This is a genomic window from Streptomyces sp. JLBT605, assembly GCF_058215555.1.
This window is the reverse complement of the sequence record NZ_CM177087.1, coordinates 7,119,087-7,136,235: the sequence shown is the minus strand read 5'-3', so window position 1 is coordinate 7,136,235 and position 17,149 is coordinate 7,119,087. Positions and strand designations below refer to the sequence as shown.

The following is a 17,149-nucleotide window of genomic DNA, read 5'->3' as shown; positions in this document are numbered from 1 at the left end:
GTGCTGTGGTACGCGGACACCGCCCCCGAGACAGGGCGGGAACCCCTGCGAACCCAGACGGTGGACCTCCTCGCCGCCGTCCTGCACGACTGAGCCCACCACAACAGCGCCGAGCGCGAGGCCGCCACCGGGGCACCTCTGACAGAGCTCCTTGGTGTGGTGCGGCAGCACCCGGCATCCGCGCTGGAGGCATGCCGGCCCCGCCGGGCACCGGCGGGGAGGAGCGCGATGACCTCCTAGCGGTGTACGGAGCCCGCGAGTTCGATGCGGTCCAGCAGGCCGCGCAGACGGTCCTGCAACACCACATCAATGACGCCAACACCTCCACCACGATCGACGACCGACGCGAGCCGCTGGCACAGGCAGCTCGTGCCCGCCAGCTGCGCCAGCTCGCGAATGTCTTCCCCGACTACGACTACTAGGGTGGCCGGAATTGGGCAATCCGGGCACGAATATGCGCGCCTGCGTGGAGCACACGCACATCTATCGGTGTTTATGTAGTGGCCGGTTGCAGACGTGGCATCGGGCCGCCAGTCCCGGGCAGCGGCGCTCCTGCCCGGGACCCCTCGGACCGAATCCCGAAGCACGCCGGGTCACCCCGTGACGTGGAACTCGTTTCCGCCGGCGTCGAGGAACTCGCCGGGTTCCCAGTCGCGTTGAGTGACCTCCAGCCGCAGTCTGTTTCGCGCCTCCTTCGGCGCCGCAGGCGGCCCCATCACCAGCGAGACCGTACTGCCGGGCGTCCGGCGCAGCCGGACGCCCCAGTCGTGGGACTCGACCGAGTGCCAGTCGGCCTCGGGCTGCCAGAAGGCCCACTGCGTGTAGCGATCCTCCTCCGCGACATCGAGGCAGATCGCGACGAGGCCGGAGTCGGCGAGCACGCCGGGATGACCGGGGCGCAACACGCAGAACTCGTTGCCCTCCGGATCGGCCAGCACGTCCCACGGGACGTCCCCTTGACCGATGTCGACCCGCGTCGCACCGAGTGTGAGCAGGCGCGCCACCTCGGCCTCCCACGCCGACCCCCCGGCCAGATCGAGGTGGAGTCGGTTCTTGGACGCCGTCTTCGGCTTCGCGGTCGGCACGAACCGAAGTTGCAGGCCGCCCGTCCGACCCTGCGTCGCGTCCAACCAGAAGCAGTCCATGCGCGCGACATCCAGCGCGTCGATCACGATCCCCGTCAGCATCCCGTTCCCCCCAAACCGTCGAACCTGTCGCCTGCTCATTGTCGCCGCCACTGTCGGCGCAAGCGCTGGGGCCTCAGGTCGGGAACACGCACCCGCCCGGGCCGCCCGCACAGGTCGCCAGGAACAAGATCAGCACACACCCAGGACATCCTGCCGACGAAGAACACCCCGAGTAAGAACAGCAGCTCAGCTCATTCTTAAACGATCAGTAAGAGCGCGCATGCGCCAGCCTTGCGCGGTCCCGGTCCCGGTCCCGGCCCCGGGGTGCCGGGCTGCTGGATGGTCGACGGCGCCGCCGGGGCGGAACTGTGGGCGTGGGCCGTCGGCGACGGTGCGTTCCCGGGCACGGTCCCGGAGCTTGGCAGCCATCTCAGCGACGGCACGCTCCCGGTGCCATCCTGGATCTTGGCGACCTCGAGCGTCCGGCGGGTCTGCTCCGCCGTGGCGACGTCGGTCGTCTGCTCCCGGGCCGGGCACGGCCCCGCCCACGGCGAGCAGCCTGTCGTACGTGCTGCCGCCGTACCATCCCGCGCTCCGCCTCATCGGATGCCCCTTCTCCTTCGTCGTCGTCATGTGCGACAAGGCGAGGAGGCCGGGCCCGCTCCGGTCTCTCGCGCCCCAGCGCGGGAGGCGGGCAGACCTGGCGCCCTCTGGGTGCCGGGGCTGGCCGTGGGCGCGCTCCCCGACCGGCCCCGGCAGATCACGGGTTCAGTCCTTGTACTCGGTGTCGTCGGCGGTGTCGAAGGTCTGCGTGCCCAGCGTCACCTCGACGACCTTGCCCGCATCCAGCACGACGGGCGCGGTGTAGACGGGGAGGGTGTGGTCCATGGCGGTACCCCTTTCACGAGTCGGTCGGATAGCCCCTTCCCGGCCGTACGGGGCGGTGCAGGCTCCCGTACGGCCTCTTCGCGGGGAGGGGGCGAGCCGCCGGTCCGCGGTTCCGGTCGGGCTCTGCTTCAAGGCAACCGCCGAACCGGGATGCGGAGAAGGGGAGAAGGTGCTGCCTTGGTGTGCCTCCCCGTCCCGAGGGCAAGTCAGCGAGGCCCCAACTGGTGGTCTGTCCGCTACGTTCGGTTCAGCGACCGTGCACGGCTCATCCCGCCTTGGGGGCGCAACAGCCACATGCCCGTCACCACCAGCCGTCGATCCCGGCACCTGCTCGCCGCGGTGCGGGCCGCCTCCGGCCACAGTCTCGCCACCTATGCCAAGGCCGTGGCCGGGCGGGCCGCCGCGCTCGGCCACGGGCACATGGCCTACCGCCGGGAGAAAATCGCCCGGTGGGAGGCGGGCGTCGAGCCGGAGATGGCCGCCCAACTGGCGATGGCCGACCTGCACGGGGTCGACCCGGAGCAGGTACGGGCGCGAGGATGACCGAACTGGCTTCTGCTCGCCCTGCCCGGACCCGACGTCCTGGCCCCGTTCACACCGGAGGTCACGCTGTCCGCCCTCGACGACCTGGCCGCCGACCCCAACCGCGCAGACGGTGCCGACATCCCCCTCCTGCCGCCCTCCGTCCTCAAAGCCCTCACCACGCAGTGGACCGAGCACGTCAAAGACACCATCACTCGGGGGATCGACGGCGGCTACGTCGGTGTCGAGGTCAGCACTGCCATCCACGCCCGGCTCACCGCGCTCTGGCACCTGGACGACTCCCTGGGCGGCACCGCCTGCACCACCAGCGCCCGCACCGACCTGAAAATGGTCACCAAGCTCCTGCGACATGCCCGCCACACCGGACAGCTCACCACCGACCTGCACTTCCTCGCCGCCGAATACGCCCGCTTCCTCGGCTGGGCGGAGTTCGACGCCGGCAACACCCCCGGCGCCCAGCGCGCCTGGCACACCGCGCTACGCGCCTCCGCCGAGGCCGCCGACCCCGCCCACAGCGCCTACCTGCTCGCCAACCTCGCCCTGGCCTGCGTCTACGACGGCCAGCCGGGCACGGGCACAGACTTACTCGCCACCGCCCGGGACATCGCCCACGCCCGCACCACCCCACTGGTCGCCGCGATGATCGACACCTGGCGGGTCCGGGCCACCGCCGCCACCGGCGACGCCAGACAAGCCGCCCGCCTCCTGGCGCAGGCCGAGACGGCATACGAACGCGCCCGCGCCGGGGACACCAACCCCGACTGGGCATACTGGATGTGCCGCCCCAGCCACATGGCCGAGACCGGCCGCGCCTTCCTCGACCTGGGCGACCCGGCCACAGCCGAGAGTTTGCTGACCGACGGCCTGGCCGCCCTGGAACCCGGCGCGACACGCGACCGCGTCCTGTACCTCACCTGGATCGCCACCGCCCAAGGTCTCCGGGATCTTGTCGAAGGTGCCGGGAAGGACGTCGAGCAGACCCAAGATCTGTTCGCCGGCGCTGACGGTCAACAGTTGCTGACACCTCCACTGCAACGGCATCTCGGGACGATGCGTGAGCCGCTGCACGAGCGTCGGGAAAGGGCAGTGCATCGCCTCCGCGGCGAGGTGCTCACGGAGCCAGTTGACCGGGAGGCGCTGGCTGAAGCTGTGCATGGCGGCTTCTTGGGCCAGGTTAGGCAGCTCGGCCGTGATCCCGAACCTGCTGTCGTACTCATCGAGGCGGCCTGCGTCGCGGGCCCGCTGCCACTCGGCGAGGGAGGCAGCTGCGATCGGGGTCAGCTCAGGCCCTGCGAGTTCAACCTGCCGGATCACCCAGCCTTCTGCATCGACCTCGAAGTAGAACCAGGTGTCTTCCTCGTCCCAGTAGTTCCCGCCGAAGGAGGACAGTTTCATTGGCGCGCACCGTCGACGCCCCATTCGGTCTTCGGTCGTCTCACACGTGCCCCGGGCCGGGACACACCAGGTCCTGCCATTACCTATGAGAGCGACCTGCCGATCGTCCCTCACGCGCCTGGGTCAGACGCTTCCTGACCTGCTCTAGTCAGAAGAGCTTTGCCTGCTGGTGACTGGATTGGTGGGACGTCGGCGGGTTGCCCCGCCGAGGTGGCGCCTTGCCTTGTGGCCAGGCGTCTTCCCGCTTCGTCGCTTCCTGCTTCCTGGCCCGTGGGCCAGGAAGGCTTTGCTTGTCGTTTATCTGACGGGATCGAGACGTGTCTCGAACTGGGGCGCTCACCCGGGCCGGATCAGCGGCACTCCGCGCAGACGTCCCCCGGGCCGCCTTGCCGTCGTACCGTCTCCACCGCCGCCTCAGCGAAGGCGCGGATGCGGCCGGTGTCCGCCGCGGCCCGCCACACCAGGCCGTACTCCAGCGGGGGAGCGTCGTCGAAAGGGACGTACGCGATATTCGGGCGGGCGTAGTACCTGACCTCGTGGGCGGCGGCGGGATGCACCCCGCGTCCCGCCCCGACCAGGGCGAGGAGCTCCTGCCGGGTCGCCGCCCGCTCGCCGCGCTCGACGGGACGGCCCGCCGGAGTGGTGGGCGGCAGGAGATGGTCGAGCCAGTAGTCCGGTACGGGCCCCGAGAGGGTGAGCACCTTGTCCCTGGCGAGGTCGTCGACCCGGACGGAGGGCCTCTTCGCGAAGGGGTGCCGGGTGGAGACGGCCAGCACGCGGGTGTCGGAGATCAGTACGGGGCCGGTGGCCAGATCGGGTTCGCGGACGGGGAACTGGGCGAGCAGCAGGTCGAGTTCGCCTGAGTGCAGCAGGCCGAAGGGGTCGGAGAGCGGGGTCTCGTGCAGCAGGACCTCACCGGCCGCCGGATGTCGGTCGCGGTACGCAGCGGCGGCGAACAGCACGAGCTCACCGGCGAGCGGACTGCTGAACCCGACGCGCAGCGGCTCGGCCAGACCGCGTCCCGCGGCGATCGCCCGCTCAACACCGGCCCTGATCAGCTCGTAGCCGGGACGTATGTCGTCCGCGAGGCGGCGTCCGATCGGCGTCAACTCCACGCGTCTGCTGGTCCGTTCGAAGAGCGCCGCGCCTATGCGCCGCTCCAGTTGCTTGATGGACTGGCTGACCCGGGCCTGCGACACGTGCAGGCGCTGCGCGGTGCGGCCGAAGTGCAGTTCTTCGGTGAGGGCCAGGAAGATCTCGACGTCTCGGCGTTCCATAACCATCAGGTTATTGATCGTTGCGCGACCGGCTGTTGTTCGGGGTCCGCCGGACGATCAGGGTTAAGGACATGAACATCGACATGAACACCGCCATGAACAACACCGCCGCCAAGCCCCTCGCCGTCATCACCGGAGCCAGCTCGGGCATCGGCGCCGCCACCGCCCGTACCCTCTCCGCACTCGGCCATCCCCTCCTGCTGCTGGCCCGCAGGGTGGAGCGGATCGAGGCGCTCGGCCTCCCCGACACTCTCGCCAGGTCCGTCGATGTCACCGACGCCGAGGCGGTGGCCGACGCCGTCCGGGAGGCCGAGGCGCTGTACGGACCCGCCGACCTGATCGTCAACAACGCGGGCGTGATGCTGCTGGGCGAGGTGGCCAAGCAGCCGGCCGACGAGTGGGAGCGGATGTTCGACGTCAATGTGCGGGGTCTGCTGCATGGGGTACGTGCGGTCCTGCCCGGCATGATCGAGCGCGGCCACGGCACGGTGATCAACGTCAGCTCGGTCGCGGGGCGCCGGACCTACGCCAACCACACGGTCTACAGCGGCAGCAAGTTCGCCGTGCACGGCATGTCCGAGAGCCTGCGCGAAGAGGTGGCGGGCCATGGGGTCCGCGTCGTCACCATCGCCCCGGGGGCTGTGGAGACGGAGCTGCTCTCGCACACCACCGACGAGGTGGTGAAGGCCGACTACCAGGCATTCAAGGACTCCATCGAGGTGCTCGCCCCCGAAGACGTGGCTGCGGCGATCGGCTTCGCGTACCAGCAGCCGCAGCGCGTCACCCTGCGCGAGCTGGTCCTCGCGGCCACCGCCCAAGTGGCCTGAGCGTGTCGGCTATCCGGTTCGGCGTGGTTTCGTGCCCTTCTTGTGGGGGGCGGGGCGCGTGTTCGGGATCTTCGCGTGGAGGTTCCGGAACCCCCGGCGGACCCGGGCCGACTCGGCGGCGGGCGCGGTCGAACCCGGCCGGACCACCTCGCGGGCGATAAGGCGTACTCCTCCCGCCGCAACCGCTCCTACCTGCGCCGACGACAGAGCAAGCACGCCATCCCCGAACCGAAGAATCAGCGGTCCAACCGCCGGAACCGTGGCAGCAAAGGCGAACGCCCCACCGGCTTGGACGTCCCGATCTACAAAAGAAGGAACGAAGTAGAGCGGACGATCAACGCCCTCAAGATCTTCCGGGCCGTTGCCGCGAGGTTCGACAAGCGCGCCTGTGTCTTCCAGGGCACCGTGACCGTCGCAGTGATCCGGCTCTGGCTTCGGGGGTAGATCCATTATCCCCATGCGGGGAGGTGCCTGTCACCGTTCTCCGGAATGATCTTTACACCCGATTTGCACCTCTAGGGTTGCGGGCGGACGCACAGCACAGATCTGACCTGGAGTTGAAAGTGGCGCACGACGTTGCCGCGCTGACGGTGGAACTCACGGACATGGCTGCGGCCGATCACCAGTCCGCAGCCCGCGCGAACAGCGACGACCCCGCCGAGCAACTGGCCTGGCGGCGGCTGACCGCCCGGCACGGTGACCGGCTCGGCGAGATCATGGACGAGTACGGCTGGCCGACGGCGGAACTCGTCGGCGAGGAGGCCGCACGCGCGGCATGGCTGATCGCCCAGCACGCCGACCGGCAGCTCGATGTTCAGCGGCGCGCCCTCCAGTTGATGCAGCAGGCGGTGTCGGCAGGCTCGGCCAGCCCCCGCGAGCTGGCCTTCCTGCGCGACCGCACACTGGTCAATGAGGGCCGTAAGCAGGTCTACGGCACTCAGATCGCCGGCGTGAAGGACGGGGCACCGGTTCCGTGGCCCTGCGAAGAGCCCGAGCACATGAACGAACTCCGTGCGGAAGTCGGCATCGAACCCTTCGACGAGTACGTCGCGAAGTTCTCCGTGGCCTGACCTTGTCGTTTAACCTCACCGCATGCCCGAGGTGGGCGAATCCTCTGGCTTGCAGGATTGATCGGCTCTGTATCGGATACGGACCAGGGGACAGAGCAGCAGCAACTCTGCTGCCTTCCTCCTTGGAGCACCCATGCCAGTAGACCCGACCGACCCCGATACCTTCGAAGATGAGGAGGACGGGACGGTGGAGCTCGACGTTGAAGCTCCTGAAGCCGATGCGGCCGAACAGCACACAGACCTCGCACCGCTCCGGGATGACCCGCTTGCAGGGGCCGACCCGGATGAAGCCGACCGTGCGGAGCAAGCGCGCGTGGTTGAGCTGAACGAGGACGACTACAGATGAACCTGTCGCTTATCCGGTGCGGCGGGGTTTTGTGCCTTCCTTGTGGTGTGAGGGTCTGTTGTATGCCTCGCCAGTAGCGAGGACACGGCCCACGCCATGACGTGGAGCCGGGCAGCGGTTCTTCGAACCCGGCGGCCGGCCGGGTCCGGGATGGGAAGGTTTCGGTGCGCCGGCTGGAGAGCCGGTCTTCACACGCAGGTTCCTGAACCCCCGCCGGACTCGGGCGGGGGTGAGTCTGTTCGGTTCTGCTGGCTTCTCCCAAGGGCGCCGGAGGTCGGTGGCCAGCGAGCGGGCGAGCCGGAGCTGGGCATAGGCGGCGATCACGAGCCAGGTCCATCGGTCGGCCGCTTCCGAGCTGCGGTCACTGGCCGACGGCGACCAGCCGCTCGACGACCTCGCGGATCTGCACCGTGGTCACCGCGGCGACGTCGGCGCCGGGCTCCAGGCGGACCGCGTCCAGCACCGCCGTCCAGGACGTACGGCCGGTCTCCAGCGCGGCCACCACCGAGTACGGCCAGCCGGGCACCATTTGATGCTTGCCCTCACCCCGGCCGAACGTGTGGCAAAAGGCCCGGTCAGCACACGTGTTGGCGTCCGGCCGCAGCCACGGCGAGACATCCACCGCCGGCACGAGCTGACCGCCCTCCGCCCTCGGCAACGGAACCCCTCCCGGTACCGCCGCCCGCCGAGGCGATCCGCGTCGTGACCGGTGCCAAGGCCGCGCACGCCGCAGAGCCTCAGGAACTGACCGCCTACGAGATCCCCCTCCGGGCGGACGACGACCTGATCACCGCGTACGACGTCACCGGCATCCTGCGGACCCTGCACACCGGCACTCACACCCACCCCAGCGCCCGCGTCGGCTCCGTGATGGGCATGATCCTCGTCCACGTGGACCCAGCAACCGTGAAGGCGGCTGCTCCCACACCGGACGACAACGCTCTCTCCATCCTGCGCACTCTCACGCAGCCCTACACCGAAGACCAGCCGAAGCCCCGCCTGCGCGGCTTCCTCTTCATGGACCAGGACAAGCTGCGCCTCTACCTCGACAGCGAGGACACCACGGGTGTCATTGCCGCCGACGTACGGCCATCCGGCGCCACCACGGCGTTGCTCGCAGCACACTCCCGGACCTGATCACCGAGGAGCAGCGCATGACGGCAGCCGCCACCGATCCGCATGGCTCCGTGGCAGACATCACCGACTGGTGACGGGACCTCAGGCGGCCCCGGAACGCTGGGCACGTTCAGCTCGGGCACACAGCGCCAGGACGCGGATGGCCTCGGCCTAGGGGTGTCCGATGGGTCTCCGCGGCGTCCCACCGGACACCCCTACTCGGCGATGCGCAGCAGCAGCTTGCCCGTCGAGGTGCGCCCGCCCAGCAGGGTGTGGGCTTCGGCCGCCTCGGACAGCGGGAACTCCGCGGTGACCGGGATCCGCACGGTGCCGTCGGTGGCGGCGCGGAAGGCTCGCTCGGCGATCGATCGCAGCTCCCGGGGAGCCGACCGGGCCAGCTCCAGGATGGAGAAGCCCGCGACCGAGCGGCCCTTGGGAAGCAGGTCGGCCGGTCCCACCTGCCACGGCGGTGCGCCGCCGGCGTTGCCGAAGGACACCAGGCGACCGAAGACGGCCATCGCGTCGAGGCCGCGGCGCAGGGTGTCGCCGCCCACCGGGTCGAGGAGGAGGTCCACGCCCCGGCCGCCGGTGGCGCGACGGGCCTGGTCCACGAAGGAATCGCCCACGAAGACCTCGTCGTATCCGTGCTGGCGGGCATGGTCGGCCTTGGCCGCGGAGGAGACCACGCCGTACACCCCGGCCGCGCCCGCGGCTCGGGCCAGCTGCCCGGCGACCGTGCCGACGCCGCCCGCCGCGCCGTGCACCAGCACGCTCTCCCCCGCCCGTAGCCGGCCGACCTCGTGCAGCAGGGCGTACGCGGTAGGCAGCACGGTGGGGAGTGTGGCGGCGGTCCGCAGGTCCACGCCCTCGGGGAGCGGGAAGACGGTCGCGGCATCGGCGAGCACGACCTCCGCGTAGCCACCGCCGTGGGTGAGCGCGGCGACCTCCTGCCCAGGGCGCAGACCTTCGACGCCGGGGCCTATGGCACGGATCCGGCCCGACACTTCCAGTCCGGGCACGAAGGGCAGGGACGGCACCCGGTAGCCCTCGGCCCGCGCCTTGATGTCCGCGAAGTTCACTCCCGCGTACGCAGCGTCGATGGACACCTGGCCGGGCCCCGGCTGGGGGTCGGCGGCCTCGACCACCTTCAGCACCTCGGGACCGCCGTACTCCTGGAACTCGATCGCGCGCATGGCCGTCGGCACCTTTCAGGGAGGGTGTTCAATGAGAAGCGAACACTCGGAGTGTAAGATCTCCATCGAACACTTGGCAAGCACGAACGCTGGGCCGGGGAGGCCGGCCGACAGGCGCGGCCCGCCGGTGCGGAACTAGGCGAGGAGAGAGGAGAGCGGCATGCCCGACCATGCGGCCGACAGCGGCGGACACCGCCCCGCACCGGTGCACACGGACCCCGCCGAGGTGTCCCTGCTGAGCGCGCTGTCCGCGCTCGCCGACCCGGTACGCCTCCAACTGGTCCGCGAGTTGGCCGGATCCGCCGAGTGGACGCGCAGCTGTGGCAGCTTCGACGTGCCGGTCGGCAAGGCGGCGCTCAGCCACCACTTCACCGTGCTGCGCGCCTCCGGGCTCGTCGAGCAGCGCGACCACGGTCCCAAACGGCTCAACCGGCTGCGCCGGGAGGAGTTCGACGCCCGCTTCCCCGGGCTGCTCGACCTGGTGTTGCGCGCCGACGGCAATCGACTAGACGCGCCGGCCCCCGCAGGGACCGGGAGCGCCCAGCTCTCCGGCGAACGCGGCATCCAGGGGGTATCGGTGCGTCGCCGCGACGCCGCGAAGACCCACCGGGCACCCTAAAGTGACCGAGCCGTGCTGGTGTCGTTTCGGCCAGCGTGGGGCGAGGTGACCTGTCGGATCGGGAGTGGGCTCGTCTTGAGCCGCACTTGCCGAGCGCGGACCCTCCAACGCCGCTGCACCGACCTCGCCGGCCTGCTCGACCTGGTCACCGACCACCTCGCCGCCCAGCTCCCAGAGATCGAACCGGGTACCGACTGGGCCACCGCGACCGAGCGGCGCTTCGCCGCGCTGTACCAGCTGCTCACTGACCATCCCGGCTTGCTCGCCCTGCGCGGCAGCCGGCCATGGCTCGGCCCCCAGCTGCTGAAGCGCCTGGTGGAGCCGCAACTCGCCGATTCGATCGCCGCCGGCATGACGCCCCAGCAGGCGATCGCCTGCTACCGGCGGCTGTACCTGCTGACCCTCGGCAGCGCGAGTTTCGTCGACCACCGCGACCCCAAGGCCGCGCAAGCCACAACCCGCCAGGCCCTGGCCGCCCTCGACCCGGACGAGTTCCCCGTACTGACCGGCCACCTGGCCCAGATCCTGCCCGCCGTCATCGACCACGAGATCTACCACGGCGCCCTCCGCCAGCTCATCAGCACCGCAGCGCCCAAGCAGGCAGCCGAGGGAACGTAGGCAGCGTGGAGAGCACCCATGCTGCCTACCTCGGCCAGATCACGTGGCCGGAGCTGATCGACGGCCAGCCCGGCCTCGTCCGGCGAGCTTGGCGGTGGCGCTGGTCCGCTCGGCCATGACCGGCTCCCCTTGTCATCGGTGGATGTGAGGTGGTCCTGCCTGTATCTCACCGCGAGACAAGATCTGTTCCCAGAGAGGGAGACGGGGACTGGCTGGGAGCGGGCCTAGGGGAAAACTGGGACGGGCCTGCGACGTCAGCCCCCGAGGAGGTCGAGGACGGCCCGCTGGTAGACCGCGTACACCGTGGGGAGTTCGGCGAGGTGGGCGCGTTCGTCGATGCCGTGCAGCCCCTCGTATGGCACCCCGAAGCCGGCGGTGGCCGGGATGCCCTCACCGGCGAGGAGGTTGCCGATGTTCGACGGCCCCGCGGTCTTCGCCCGCACCATCAGCCCCGCCCTGGCTGCCGCGCCGAGCAGAGCGGCCGCGGGCTGCTCGCCCTCGGCCAGGCGGAAGGACGGCCAAACGGCGACCGGGGTGACCTCGGTGGGCTTTGGGGCGGACAGCTCCGCATCCAGCTCGGCGACGGCCTTGCGGATGAGGGTCTCGGCGTCGTGAGCGTCGAACGCCGGGGTCGTACGGACGTCGACATTCAGCTCGCACAGGTCGGGGGTGACGGAGAAGCCCTGGCCGCCGTGGAAGGCGGTAACCGACAGCTTCGGCGGCAGCGGGAAGGCCGAGGTGCCGTCGACGCTGGGCAGGTCGGCGGCGTCCAGGAGGCGTACGAGGTGCGCGGCCCGCGAGATGGCGCCGACCACGGTCCGACTCGATCCGGAGTGCCCGGAGGGGGCGTGGACCGTGATCGAAGCCCGCCACAGGCCCCGGCCGCCGACCACGACCTCGTCCAGCCCGGGGTAGCCGATCATCACCCCGGCCGGGCGGGTCGCGGCCTCATCGGCGAGGTAGGCGCGGGCGCCGCCGAAGGAGCCGGTGTGCTCATCCACGTCCAGGAGTACGGCGAGCCCGCCGTGCAGGTCAGCGGCGCGGGGCAGCAGGTCGGCGGCGATATGGCAGAACATGGCTGCGGCGAGCTTGGAGTCGGACGAGCCACGGCCGAGCAGCCATCCGTCCACGATGTCGCCGGAGGCCGGTGGGAAGGACCAGGCGGTCTCGTCGCCGTACGGGGCGGTGTCCACGCACGCGTCCAGCGTCCACCACGGCCCCGGTCGGCCGCCGGGGATCTCCACCAGCAGACCGACCAGCTCGCCCGCCGCGTCGTGCAGACGGCGGTGCGGCAGAGTGCGGGCGGTCAGCCAGTCCTCCAGCACGCCCAAAACCGGCCCGTAGTCGTCGATCCCGGCCCGGCTCGGGCGCCGGACCAGCTCCTGGGCCAGCCCGATCACGGACGCCGCGCCGGCCTCGGCCGCCTGCTGAAGGTTCTCGCTCACGCCTCTCCTCGCCCCTCCTAGTTGTGCCGTACCGGCAGCTCGCGGACGGCCTCGATCGTCTCCACCAGCCGCGGTGCGAGTGACCGCCGTACTGGCGACGAGGGCACATCCCCGGGCGCGCGGGGAGCAGCAGCGCGGCATCGCGGTCGAGAGCCGCGCCCGCGGTACATCCCCGCAGGCGTCGAGCTGTACACCAGCTATGCGGACATGGCGGTCGCGAACGGAGCGGATCCCGATCACCCGGCCTTGCAGACGACCAGAGAACCGGCAGCGATACGGCCCCCGGAGGATTTCCTCCCGCTCCACGCGCTCGTCGACGCCGACGAGGAGTGGTATGAGCCCGGATGGACCGAGGAGTTAGTGCGTGAGATGAAGCGATCGATGCCGCCGACCGGGTTGCTGAGCCTGTCGCTCGCCGCCGACCAGGAGGTAGTCGAGCCGCGGTTCCTGCGCGTTTCCACCGGCCACCGGGGCCAGGGCCACGCTACCCGCGTGCTGACCCGCCTATGCGCTGAAGCCGACGCCCGCGGCCTGGTCCTGGCCTGCACACCAACCGACGAGTTCGGCGCCGACCGTGCCCGCCTACGTGTTCCGGAAGTGGGCCCGCGCCGGGGTGGTGGCCCACATCCGCGACCAGCTCCGCCGCCGGATCCGCACCGGCCTGGGACGCTGTCCCTACCCGGTGACGCTGATCGTCGACTCCCAGTGCATGATCACCTATGGCGACGCCGTTAGCACAGATGATGATCAGGTGCAAATGTCCGTCCGAAAGGTGTAGCCCGGGACGCCCGGAACAGCCTCAGGTCCTCCTCGACGAGACGCCGCAGCCTCGCTGAGGATCTCTGAGACGGTTGCCTAGGCCGGGCGGCCGGCGGAGGCTCGGGCGGCCCGGAGCACCGCTGCCGCGAGCCGGTGGTTCTCCCGCGCCCCGCCGCCACCATCGACGGCGAACCGGCGGCGGGTGTAGGAGTACGCGACGCCGCTGCCCGGATCGGCGAACGACTGGGCTCCCACTGCGCCGCTGTGCCCGAACGCGTCCGGACCGAGGAAGGGGTAGCGCACTCCCTGCGCCTCGAAGCCGAGGGTGAAGTGGTCCCGTTCGCCGGTGACCAGGTCCACGCCGCGGGTGTGCACCCTGGTGAACTCGGCGAGGGCGGCGGGCCGGAGCACCGGGGCGCGGCCGTCGACCTCGCTGATCGCCGCCGCGTACATCCGTGCCAGGCCGCGCGCGTTGCCCACCCCGCCGGAGGAGGCGGGGCCGAGCGCCCGCACCGCGCGGGTGTTGGCGAACTCCACCAGGTCGGTGGGCGGGTCAGCGTGGAGGTTGAAGGCGATCCCGGTGAGGCTGCGCGGGTCCGGGCCCCCGGCCCCCTGCCCGTCCGTGCCCGGCATGGGGAGGACCTCGACGTAGCGCGGTTCCAGCGCCTCGGGGAGGCCCAGATGGAAGTCGAGCCGGTACGGGGACCTGATCCGCTCCTCGTACACCTCTTGGAGGGAGCTGCCGGTGGCGCGGCGCACCACCTCGCCGGTGAGGGCGCCGATGACGAACGCGTGGTAGCCGTAGGCCGTGCCGGGGCGCCAGAACGGCCGCTGCCCCGCGAGGCGTTCGGCGATCAGCCGGTCGTCGGCCAGCTCCTCGGTGCGGAAGCCGCCGTCCACGCCGATCACCCCCGCCCGGTGGGCGAGCAGGTCGCGCAGGGTGATCTCCGCTTTGCCCTCGGCGGCGAACGCGGGCCAGTAAGAGGCGACCGTACGGTCCAGGCCCAGCACGCCGTCCTGGACCAGCAGGGCCACGACCAGGTGCGCCGCGCCCTTGGCGGAGGAGTACAGGCCGTGCAGCGAGTCACCGCTCACCCCCTCGCCGGCCCACAGGTCCACCACCTGACGTCCCCGCAGGTACACCGCGAGCTGGGCGCCCGGCTCGCCGGACTCCTCGGCCACAACCGCGGCGAACTCCCGGCGCACCTCCTCGAATCCCGCCGCCACCGTCCCGTGCACGCCGTCGCCGCCGGACATCCCGACCCCTTTTCGCCGTCTCCCCGTCTGACGGCACCGACGCTATAGTCACCATCGTTGATAGTCAACATTGGTGACTGTATTCGATGGTGACCAGTTGGCTACGATGGACGGGTCACCATCACCGACCGGGCGGAGGGCGCATATGCGGCGCGGCGAACGGAAACTGCGGGAGCCGGACCTGGGTGTCCTCACCGGCCAACTGCTCTTCGCGGTCCAGGAGGAGCTGTTCGCCACCCTCGCCGACCAGGGCCACCCGGACCTCAGGCCGCAGACCGGCCTGGTGCTGGCGTACCTGGACGCCGAAGGCAGCCGCGCCACCGAGCTGGCCCGCCGCTCCGGCCAGCACAAACAGGTCGTCGGCAAGGTGATCGACGAACTGGAGGCGCTCGGCTACGTGGAACGCCGCCCCGACCCGGCCGACCGCCGCGCCAAGCTGGTCGTCCCCACCCCGCGCGGCCTCGACCAGATGGCCCGCTCCGACGCGATCCTCGCCGCCATCGAGCAGCGCCACGCCGAAGCCGTCGGCGCCGAAGCCTACGCCGCGTTCAAAGAAGTCTTCGCGGACCTCGCCCGCTGGCAGCGCGCCTGGCGGGACGAGACCCCTGCCGCTCACTGATCCAGCCTGATCCGAAAGACAGGCCCTAGGCGCACAAGATCGTTCCTTAGCGCCAACCGCTGTTCCATTGTCCCCCGAGGCCGGGTAACCAGCGCTTCGTCTCCGGCGCCCCCGAGCACCCGAGCACCCGAGCTCCCGAACCAGGACGCCATACGCCGCACCGAGATCGCACCGTCCCAGCAGCCCTTCGCCGTGCTGTTCATGTGTTCCGACTCCCGGCTGGCCGCCGAGATCATCTTCGACCGCGGCCTGGGCGACCTGTTCGTGGTGCGCACCGCGGGGCACGTCGCCGGCGCAGAAGCCCTCGGCTCCATCGCGTCGCCGAGCGGGGTGGCCGGCCGTCGCGGGAGAGCATCCGATCACGTCGTGGGCGCGGACGGCTCCGGTGGGGATGGAGCCGATGATCCGCAGGACGCTCCCAGTGCCGCTCGATGGCGACGAAGACAGCCCAGGAGTGCACGAAGGCGCGCAGAGGAGCGAGGCTGCTGGTCGTCTAAAACGCGGCCTGGGTCGGGCTCAGGGGTGCCGGCGCTACGCGGGCCCAATGCACCGCGCATCGCCGGGTCTATCTGGCGGCCGGGAATAGCACCGCCACCAACGCGACGAAGACCACGACCAGGACGACAGGCTCTCACGCCGCACGGAACAGCGGCCAAGCACCGGCTTTGTCAGCGGTAGCTGGAGCCTGGTGGCCGATTCCGCTCCAGACGTCGCAGAAGACGGGGTATTCCCGTCCTCGGGTGACGTTGCTGGATACGTTCACTGGCCCTGGCCGCTACGAACCCACTTGATCCGGCGGGGTGCACATATTGTACCCGTTGCCGACATAGCAGGCGGTCAGGTTGATTGCGACATCCTCGCCGATGCCATCCATGGTGCCCTTGGCCGTGTACGGCGCGTTGTGGCCCTTGGTCTTCACGGTAAGTAGTGAGCTCCCCCTCAACCCCAGTTCAGCGTGGATGTAGGCCCTGTCACTGGCATAGTCGCGGGCGATCAGTTCGTCGCTGATGTCATGCCACTCCACCTTGCCGACCACACGCCCGTCGACGGTCACCTCGACGATGCGGGGGTCGCGGCCGTGAAAACGGAACTTCGGAATACCCGCCGCCTGGGACGGCACCGCAGCACCCACCACAGAGACGTCGGGGAGCCCGGCCGCAGCCTTCGGGGCAATCGGCCTGGTGGAGTCGGCGGCGGCGGGTGAAGCGAAGAGGGCCGCGGTGATGACTGCGACACCTGCCGCAGCGGCAGTACGCGCGAGGATGGATGCCATAGCTGGTTGTCCCCCGTATCAGGTGGTGACGTTGGTGTAGCGCGAACAGATGCTGCCGCGGTCGGTGGAGAAGCAGACATGCACAGGCGTCGTGATGCTTTCCTTGGGTCTGTACGGTCGGCCTTCTTCCACGCTGCCGGAGCGTGGGCGCTGAGTCATGAGCGCTGAGTGCACAACTGTGTTGGCAATGAGTTCACTCGCGTCGGCCGAGTGCCGGAGGCCGGCACCTCGTAAGCGCGGCGTACCGGCGCGGCCTGACCGCGCTGGATGAGCCAGTCCCGGTACGCGGCGCAGCCGGTACAGGCGACGACTTCGCTGTCGAGGACGCTCGGCCGCGTCCAGGGCATCATCCGCCCATCGAGCTGGTCGTGGCCGGGCACACGCAGATCCGGCGGCAGGAAGCCGCAGTGCGCCGGGGAGGCGAACGAACCGTCAGGCTCGTCCCGCTTGTAACGGGGTCTCCGAGCCGATCCGTTCCTGGGCCTCGACTGCCACGGCCCGGTCCTCCGCCAGGACCATCACTATGCGATCAACGCCCCGGACTGGTACGAGGACATGTACGAGCGCCACCGCAAGGCGCATTCCTCGCGGCGCGTCCGGGTCGAGCACGGCATCGCGCACCTGAAGGACTGGCGTGCGCTGGCTCGCCACCTCGGCCGTCGCGAGCACATGAGCGACACCGTCCAAGCCATCGCCAGCTTGCTGTCTCACCAGCAGACCACGGACCTCACATCAGCACAGCGGATGTGAGCCTCCGAGCCCCACCGAAGTCCTCGA

Annotated in this window: 15 protein-coding genes and 7 pseudogenes; 13 read left to right on the top strand and 9 right to left on the bottom strand. The window is 70.3% G+C overall.

The window, feature by feature from the left end:
• Nucleotides 1-191: 191 nt before the first annotated feature.
• On the top strand, nucleotides 192-422 hold the full coding sequence (locus AC4BDD_RS30955) for a hypothetical protein (protein WP_490688787.1): 231 nt from the start codon (nucleotides 192-194) through the stop codon (nucleotides 420-422).
• Between the two features lie 171 nt (nucleotides 423-593).
• Here the strand turns inward: AC4BDD_RS30955 and AC4BDD_RS30950 are convergent, their stop codons facing one another.
• A complete protein-coding gene (locus tag AC4BDD_RS30950; protein WP_490688786.1) occupies nucleotides 594-1,187 on the bottom strand; it encodes a VOC family protein in 594 nt (197 codons plus the stop codon).
• A gap of 1,122 nt (nucleotides 1,188-2,309) precedes the next feature.
• Between AC4BDD_RS30950 and AC4BDD_RS30945 the strand changes: the two genes are divergently transcribed.
• Both AC4BDD_RS30945 and AC4BDD_RS30940 read left to right on the top strand, forming a co-directional pair.
• The gene (locus AC4BDD_RS30945; protein WP_490688785.1) at nucleotides 2,310-2,558 is read left to right on the top strand and encodes a hypothetical protein; all 249 of its coding nucleotides are present in this window, start codon (nucleotides 2,310-2,312) and stop codon (nucleotides 2,556-2,558) included.
• Between the two features lie 12 nt (nucleotides 2,559-2,570).
• Nucleotides 2,571-3,599, top strand: a pseudogene (locus tag AC4BDD_RS30940) (NsdA family TPR-like regulatory protein); the annotation flags it as partial.
• Here the strand turns inward: AC4BDD_RS30940 and AC4BDD_RS30935 are convergent.
• From AC4BDD_RS30935 to AC4BDD_RS30925, 3 genes and pseudogenes are all read right to left on the bottom strand, one after another.
• Nucleotides 3,489-3,713: pseudogene (locus tag AC4BDD_RS30935) on the bottom strand (hypothetical protein); the annotation flags it as partial. The pseudogenes AC4BDD_RS30940 and AC4BDD_RS30935 overlap by 111 nt on opposite strands.
• Nucleotides 3,714-3,734: 21 nt before the next feature.
• A pseudogene (locus tag AC4BDD_RS30930) lies at nucleotides 3,735-3,953 on the bottom strand (hypothetical protein); the annotation flags it as partial.
• Between the two features lie 350 nt (nucleotides 3,954-4,303).
• Nucleotides 4,304-5,230, bottom strand: a complete 927-nt coding sequence (locus AC4BDD_RS30925) for a LysR family transcriptional regulator (protein WP_490688784.1) — start codon at nucleotides 5,228-5,230, stop codon at nucleotides 4,304-4,306.
• A 71-nt stretch (nucleotides 5,231-5,301) separates the two neighbouring features.
• On the opposite strand from AC4BDD_RS30925, the gene AC4BDD_RS30920 reads away from it, so the two are divergent.
• The 4 genes and pseudogenes from AC4BDD_RS30920 (at nucleotide 5,302) to AC4BDD_RS30905 (ending at nucleotide 7,473) form a co-directional block, all read left to right on the top strand.
• Nucleotides 5,302-6,057 carry an SDR family oxidoreductase gene (locus AC4BDD_RS30920; protein WP_490688783.1) on the top strand — a complete coding sequence of 252 codons (756 nt, stop codon included), beginning with the start codon at nucleotides 5,302-5,304 and terminating at the stop codon, nucleotides 6,055-6,057.
• 72 nt (nucleotides 6,058-6,129) lie between these two features.
• Nucleotides 6,130-6,501: pseudogene (locus tag AC4BDD_RS30915) on the top strand (transposase); the annotation flags it as partial.
• Nucleotides 6,502-6,620: 119 nt separating this feature from the next.
• Nucleotides 6,621-7,127 (top strand): DUF6624 domain-containing protein, encoded by a 507-nt coding sequence (locus tag AC4BDD_RS30910; protein WP_490688782.1) that lies wholly within the window; start codon nucleotides 6,621-6,623, stop codon nucleotides 7,125-7,127.
• A 133-nt stretch (nucleotides 7,128-7,260) separates the two neighbouring features.
• Complete coding sequence (locus AC4BDD_RS30905) at nucleotides 7,261-7,473, top strand: hypothetical protein (protein WP_490688781.1); 213 nt, start codon at nucleotides 7,261-7,263, stop codon at nucleotides 7,471-7,473.
• A 9-nt stretch (nucleotides 7,474-7,482) separates the two neighbouring features.
• On the opposite strand, the pseudogene AC4BDD_RS30900 reads toward AC4BDD_RS30905, so the two are convergent.
• Nucleotides 7,483-8,140 (bottom strand): annotated as a pseudogene (locus AC4BDD_RS30900) (hypothetical protein); the annotation flags it as partial.
• A 35-nt stretch (nucleotides 8,141-8,175) separates the two neighbouring features.
• On the opposite strand from AC4BDD_RS30900, the gene AC4BDD_RS30895 reads away from it, so the two are divergent.
• Nucleotides 8,176-8,610, top strand: coding sequence for a hypothetical protein (locus AC4BDD_RS30895; protein ID WP_490688780.1), 435 nt, complete (start codon nucleotides 8,176-8,178; stop codon nucleotides 8,608-8,610).
• A gap of 194 nt (nucleotides 8,611-8,804) precedes the next feature.
• Here AC4BDD_RS30895 and AC4BDD_RS30890 read toward each other — a convergent pair whose 3' ends face one another.
• The gene (locus AC4BDD_RS30890; protein WP_490688779.1) at nucleotides 8,805-9,782 is read right to left on the bottom strand and encodes a quinone oxidoreductase family protein; all 978 of its coding nucleotides are present in this window, start codon (nucleotides 9,780-9,782) and stop codon (nucleotides 8,805-8,807) included.
• Nucleotides 9,783-9,942: 160 nt separating this feature from the next.
• Between AC4BDD_RS30890 and AC4BDD_RS30885 the strand changes: the two are divergent.
• Nucleotides 9,943-10,278, top strand: a pseudogene (locus AC4BDD_RS30885) (ArsR/SmtB family transcription factor); the annotation flags it as partial.
• A gap of 198 nt (nucleotides 10,279-10,476) precedes the next feature.
• Nucleotides 10,477-11,019, top strand: a complete 543-nt coding sequence (locus tag AC4BDD_RS30880; protein ID WP_490688778.1) for a TetR/AcrR family transcriptional regulator C-terminal domain-containing protein — start codon at nucleotides 10,477-10,479, stop codon at nucleotides 11,017-11,019.
• 254 nt (nucleotides 11,020-11,273) lie between these two features.
• Here the strand turns inward: AC4BDD_RS30880 and AC4BDD_RS30875 are convergent, their stop codons facing one another.
• On the bottom strand, nucleotides 11,274-12,464 hold the full coding sequence (locus AC4BDD_RS30875) for a M20 family metallopeptidase (RefSeq protein WP_490688777.1): 1,191 nt from the start codon (nucleotides 12,462-12,464) through the stop codon (nucleotides 11,274-11,276).
• A gap of 855 nt (nucleotides 12,465-13,319) precedes the next feature.
• Nucleotides 13,320-14,480, bottom strand: coding sequence for a serine hydrolase domain-containing protein (locus AC4BDD_RS30870; protein ID WP_490688776.1), 1,161 nt, complete (start codon nucleotides 14,478-14,480; stop codon nucleotides 13,320-13,322).
• 145 nt (nucleotides 14,481-14,625) lie between these two features.
• Here AC4BDD_RS30870 and AC4BDD_RS30865 point away from each other — a divergent pair, with 145 nt between their 5' ends.
• Nucleotides 14,626-15,099 carry a MarR family winged helix-turn-helix transcriptional regulator gene (locus AC4BDD_RS30865; protein WP_490688775.1) on the top strand — a complete coding sequence of 158 codons (474 nt, stop codon included), beginning with the start codon at nucleotides 14,626-14,628 and terminating at the stop codon, nucleotides 15,097-15,099.
• Between the two features lie 59 nt (nucleotides 15,100-15,158).
• A pseudogene (locus AC4BDD_RS30860) lies at nucleotides 15,159-15,414 on the top strand (carbonic anhydrase); the annotation flags it as partial.
• A gap of 460 nt (nucleotides 15,415-15,874) precedes the next feature.
• Here AC4BDD_RS30860 and AC4BDD_RS30855 read toward each other — a convergent pair.
• The gene (locus AC4BDD_RS30855; RefSeq protein WP_490688774.1) at nucleotides 15,875-16,372 is read right to left on the bottom strand and encodes a hypothetical protein; all 498 of its coding nucleotides are present in this window, start codon (nucleotides 16,370-16,372) and stop codon (nucleotides 15,875-15,877) included.
• A gap of 555 nt (nucleotides 16,373-16,927) precedes the next feature.
• On the opposite strand from AC4BDD_RS30855, the gene AC4BDD_RS30850 reads away from it, so the two are divergent.
• On the top strand, nucleotides 16,928-17,122 hold the full coding sequence (locus AC4BDD_RS30850) for a hypothetical protein (RefSeq protein ID WP_490688773.1): 195 nt from the start codon (nucleotides 16,928-16,930) through the stop codon (nucleotides 17,120-17,122).
• The last annotated feature ends 27 nt before the right edge of the window (nucleotides 17,123-17,149 follow it).

Coding starts and splice junctions, on each gene's coding strand:
- AC4BDD_RS30950 (WP_490688786.1), bottom strand. CDS start 1,187: ATGCTGACGGGGATCGTGATCGACGCGCTGGATGTCGCGCGCATGGAC.
- AC4BDD_RS30850 (WP_490688773.1), top strand. CDS start 16,928: ATGTACGAGCGCCACCGCAAGGCGCATTCCTCGCGGCGCGTCCGGGTC.
- AC4BDD_RS30855 (WP_490688774.1), bottom strand. CDS start 16,372: ATGGCATCCATCCTCGCGCGTACTGCCGCTGCGGCAGGTGTCGCAGTC.
- AC4BDD_RS30920 (WP_490688783.1), top strand. CDS start 5,302: ATGAACATCGACATGAACACCGCCATGAACAACACCGCCGCCAAGCCC.
- AC4BDD_RS30890 (WP_490688779.1), bottom strand. CDS start 9,782: ATGCGCGCGATCGAGTTCCAGGAGTACGGCGGTCCCGAGGTGCTGAAG.
- AC4BDD_RS30925 (WP_490688784.1), bottom strand. CDS start 5,230: ATGGAACGCCGAGACGTCGAGATCTTCCTGGCCCTCACCGAAGAACTG.
- AC4BDD_RS30905 (WP_490688781.1), top strand. CDS start 7,261: ATGCCAGTAGACCCGACCGACCCCGATACCTTCGAAGATGAGGAGGAC.
- AC4BDD_RS30945 (WP_490688785.1), top strand. CDS start 2,310: ATGCCCGTCACCACCAGCCGTCGATCCCGGCACCTGCTCGCCGCGGTG.
- AC4BDD_RS30865 (WP_490688775.1), top strand. CDS start 14,626: ATGCGGCGCGGCGAACGGAAACTGCGGGAGCCGGACCTGGGTGTCCTC.
- AC4BDD_RS30870 (WP_490688776.1), bottom strand. CDS start 14,480: ATGTCCGGCGGCGACGGCGTGCACGGGACGGTGGCGGCGGGATTCGAG.
- AC4BDD_RS30955 (WP_490688787.1), top strand. CDS start 192: ATGCCGGCCCCGCCGGGCACCGGCGGGGAGGAGCGCGATGACCTCCTA.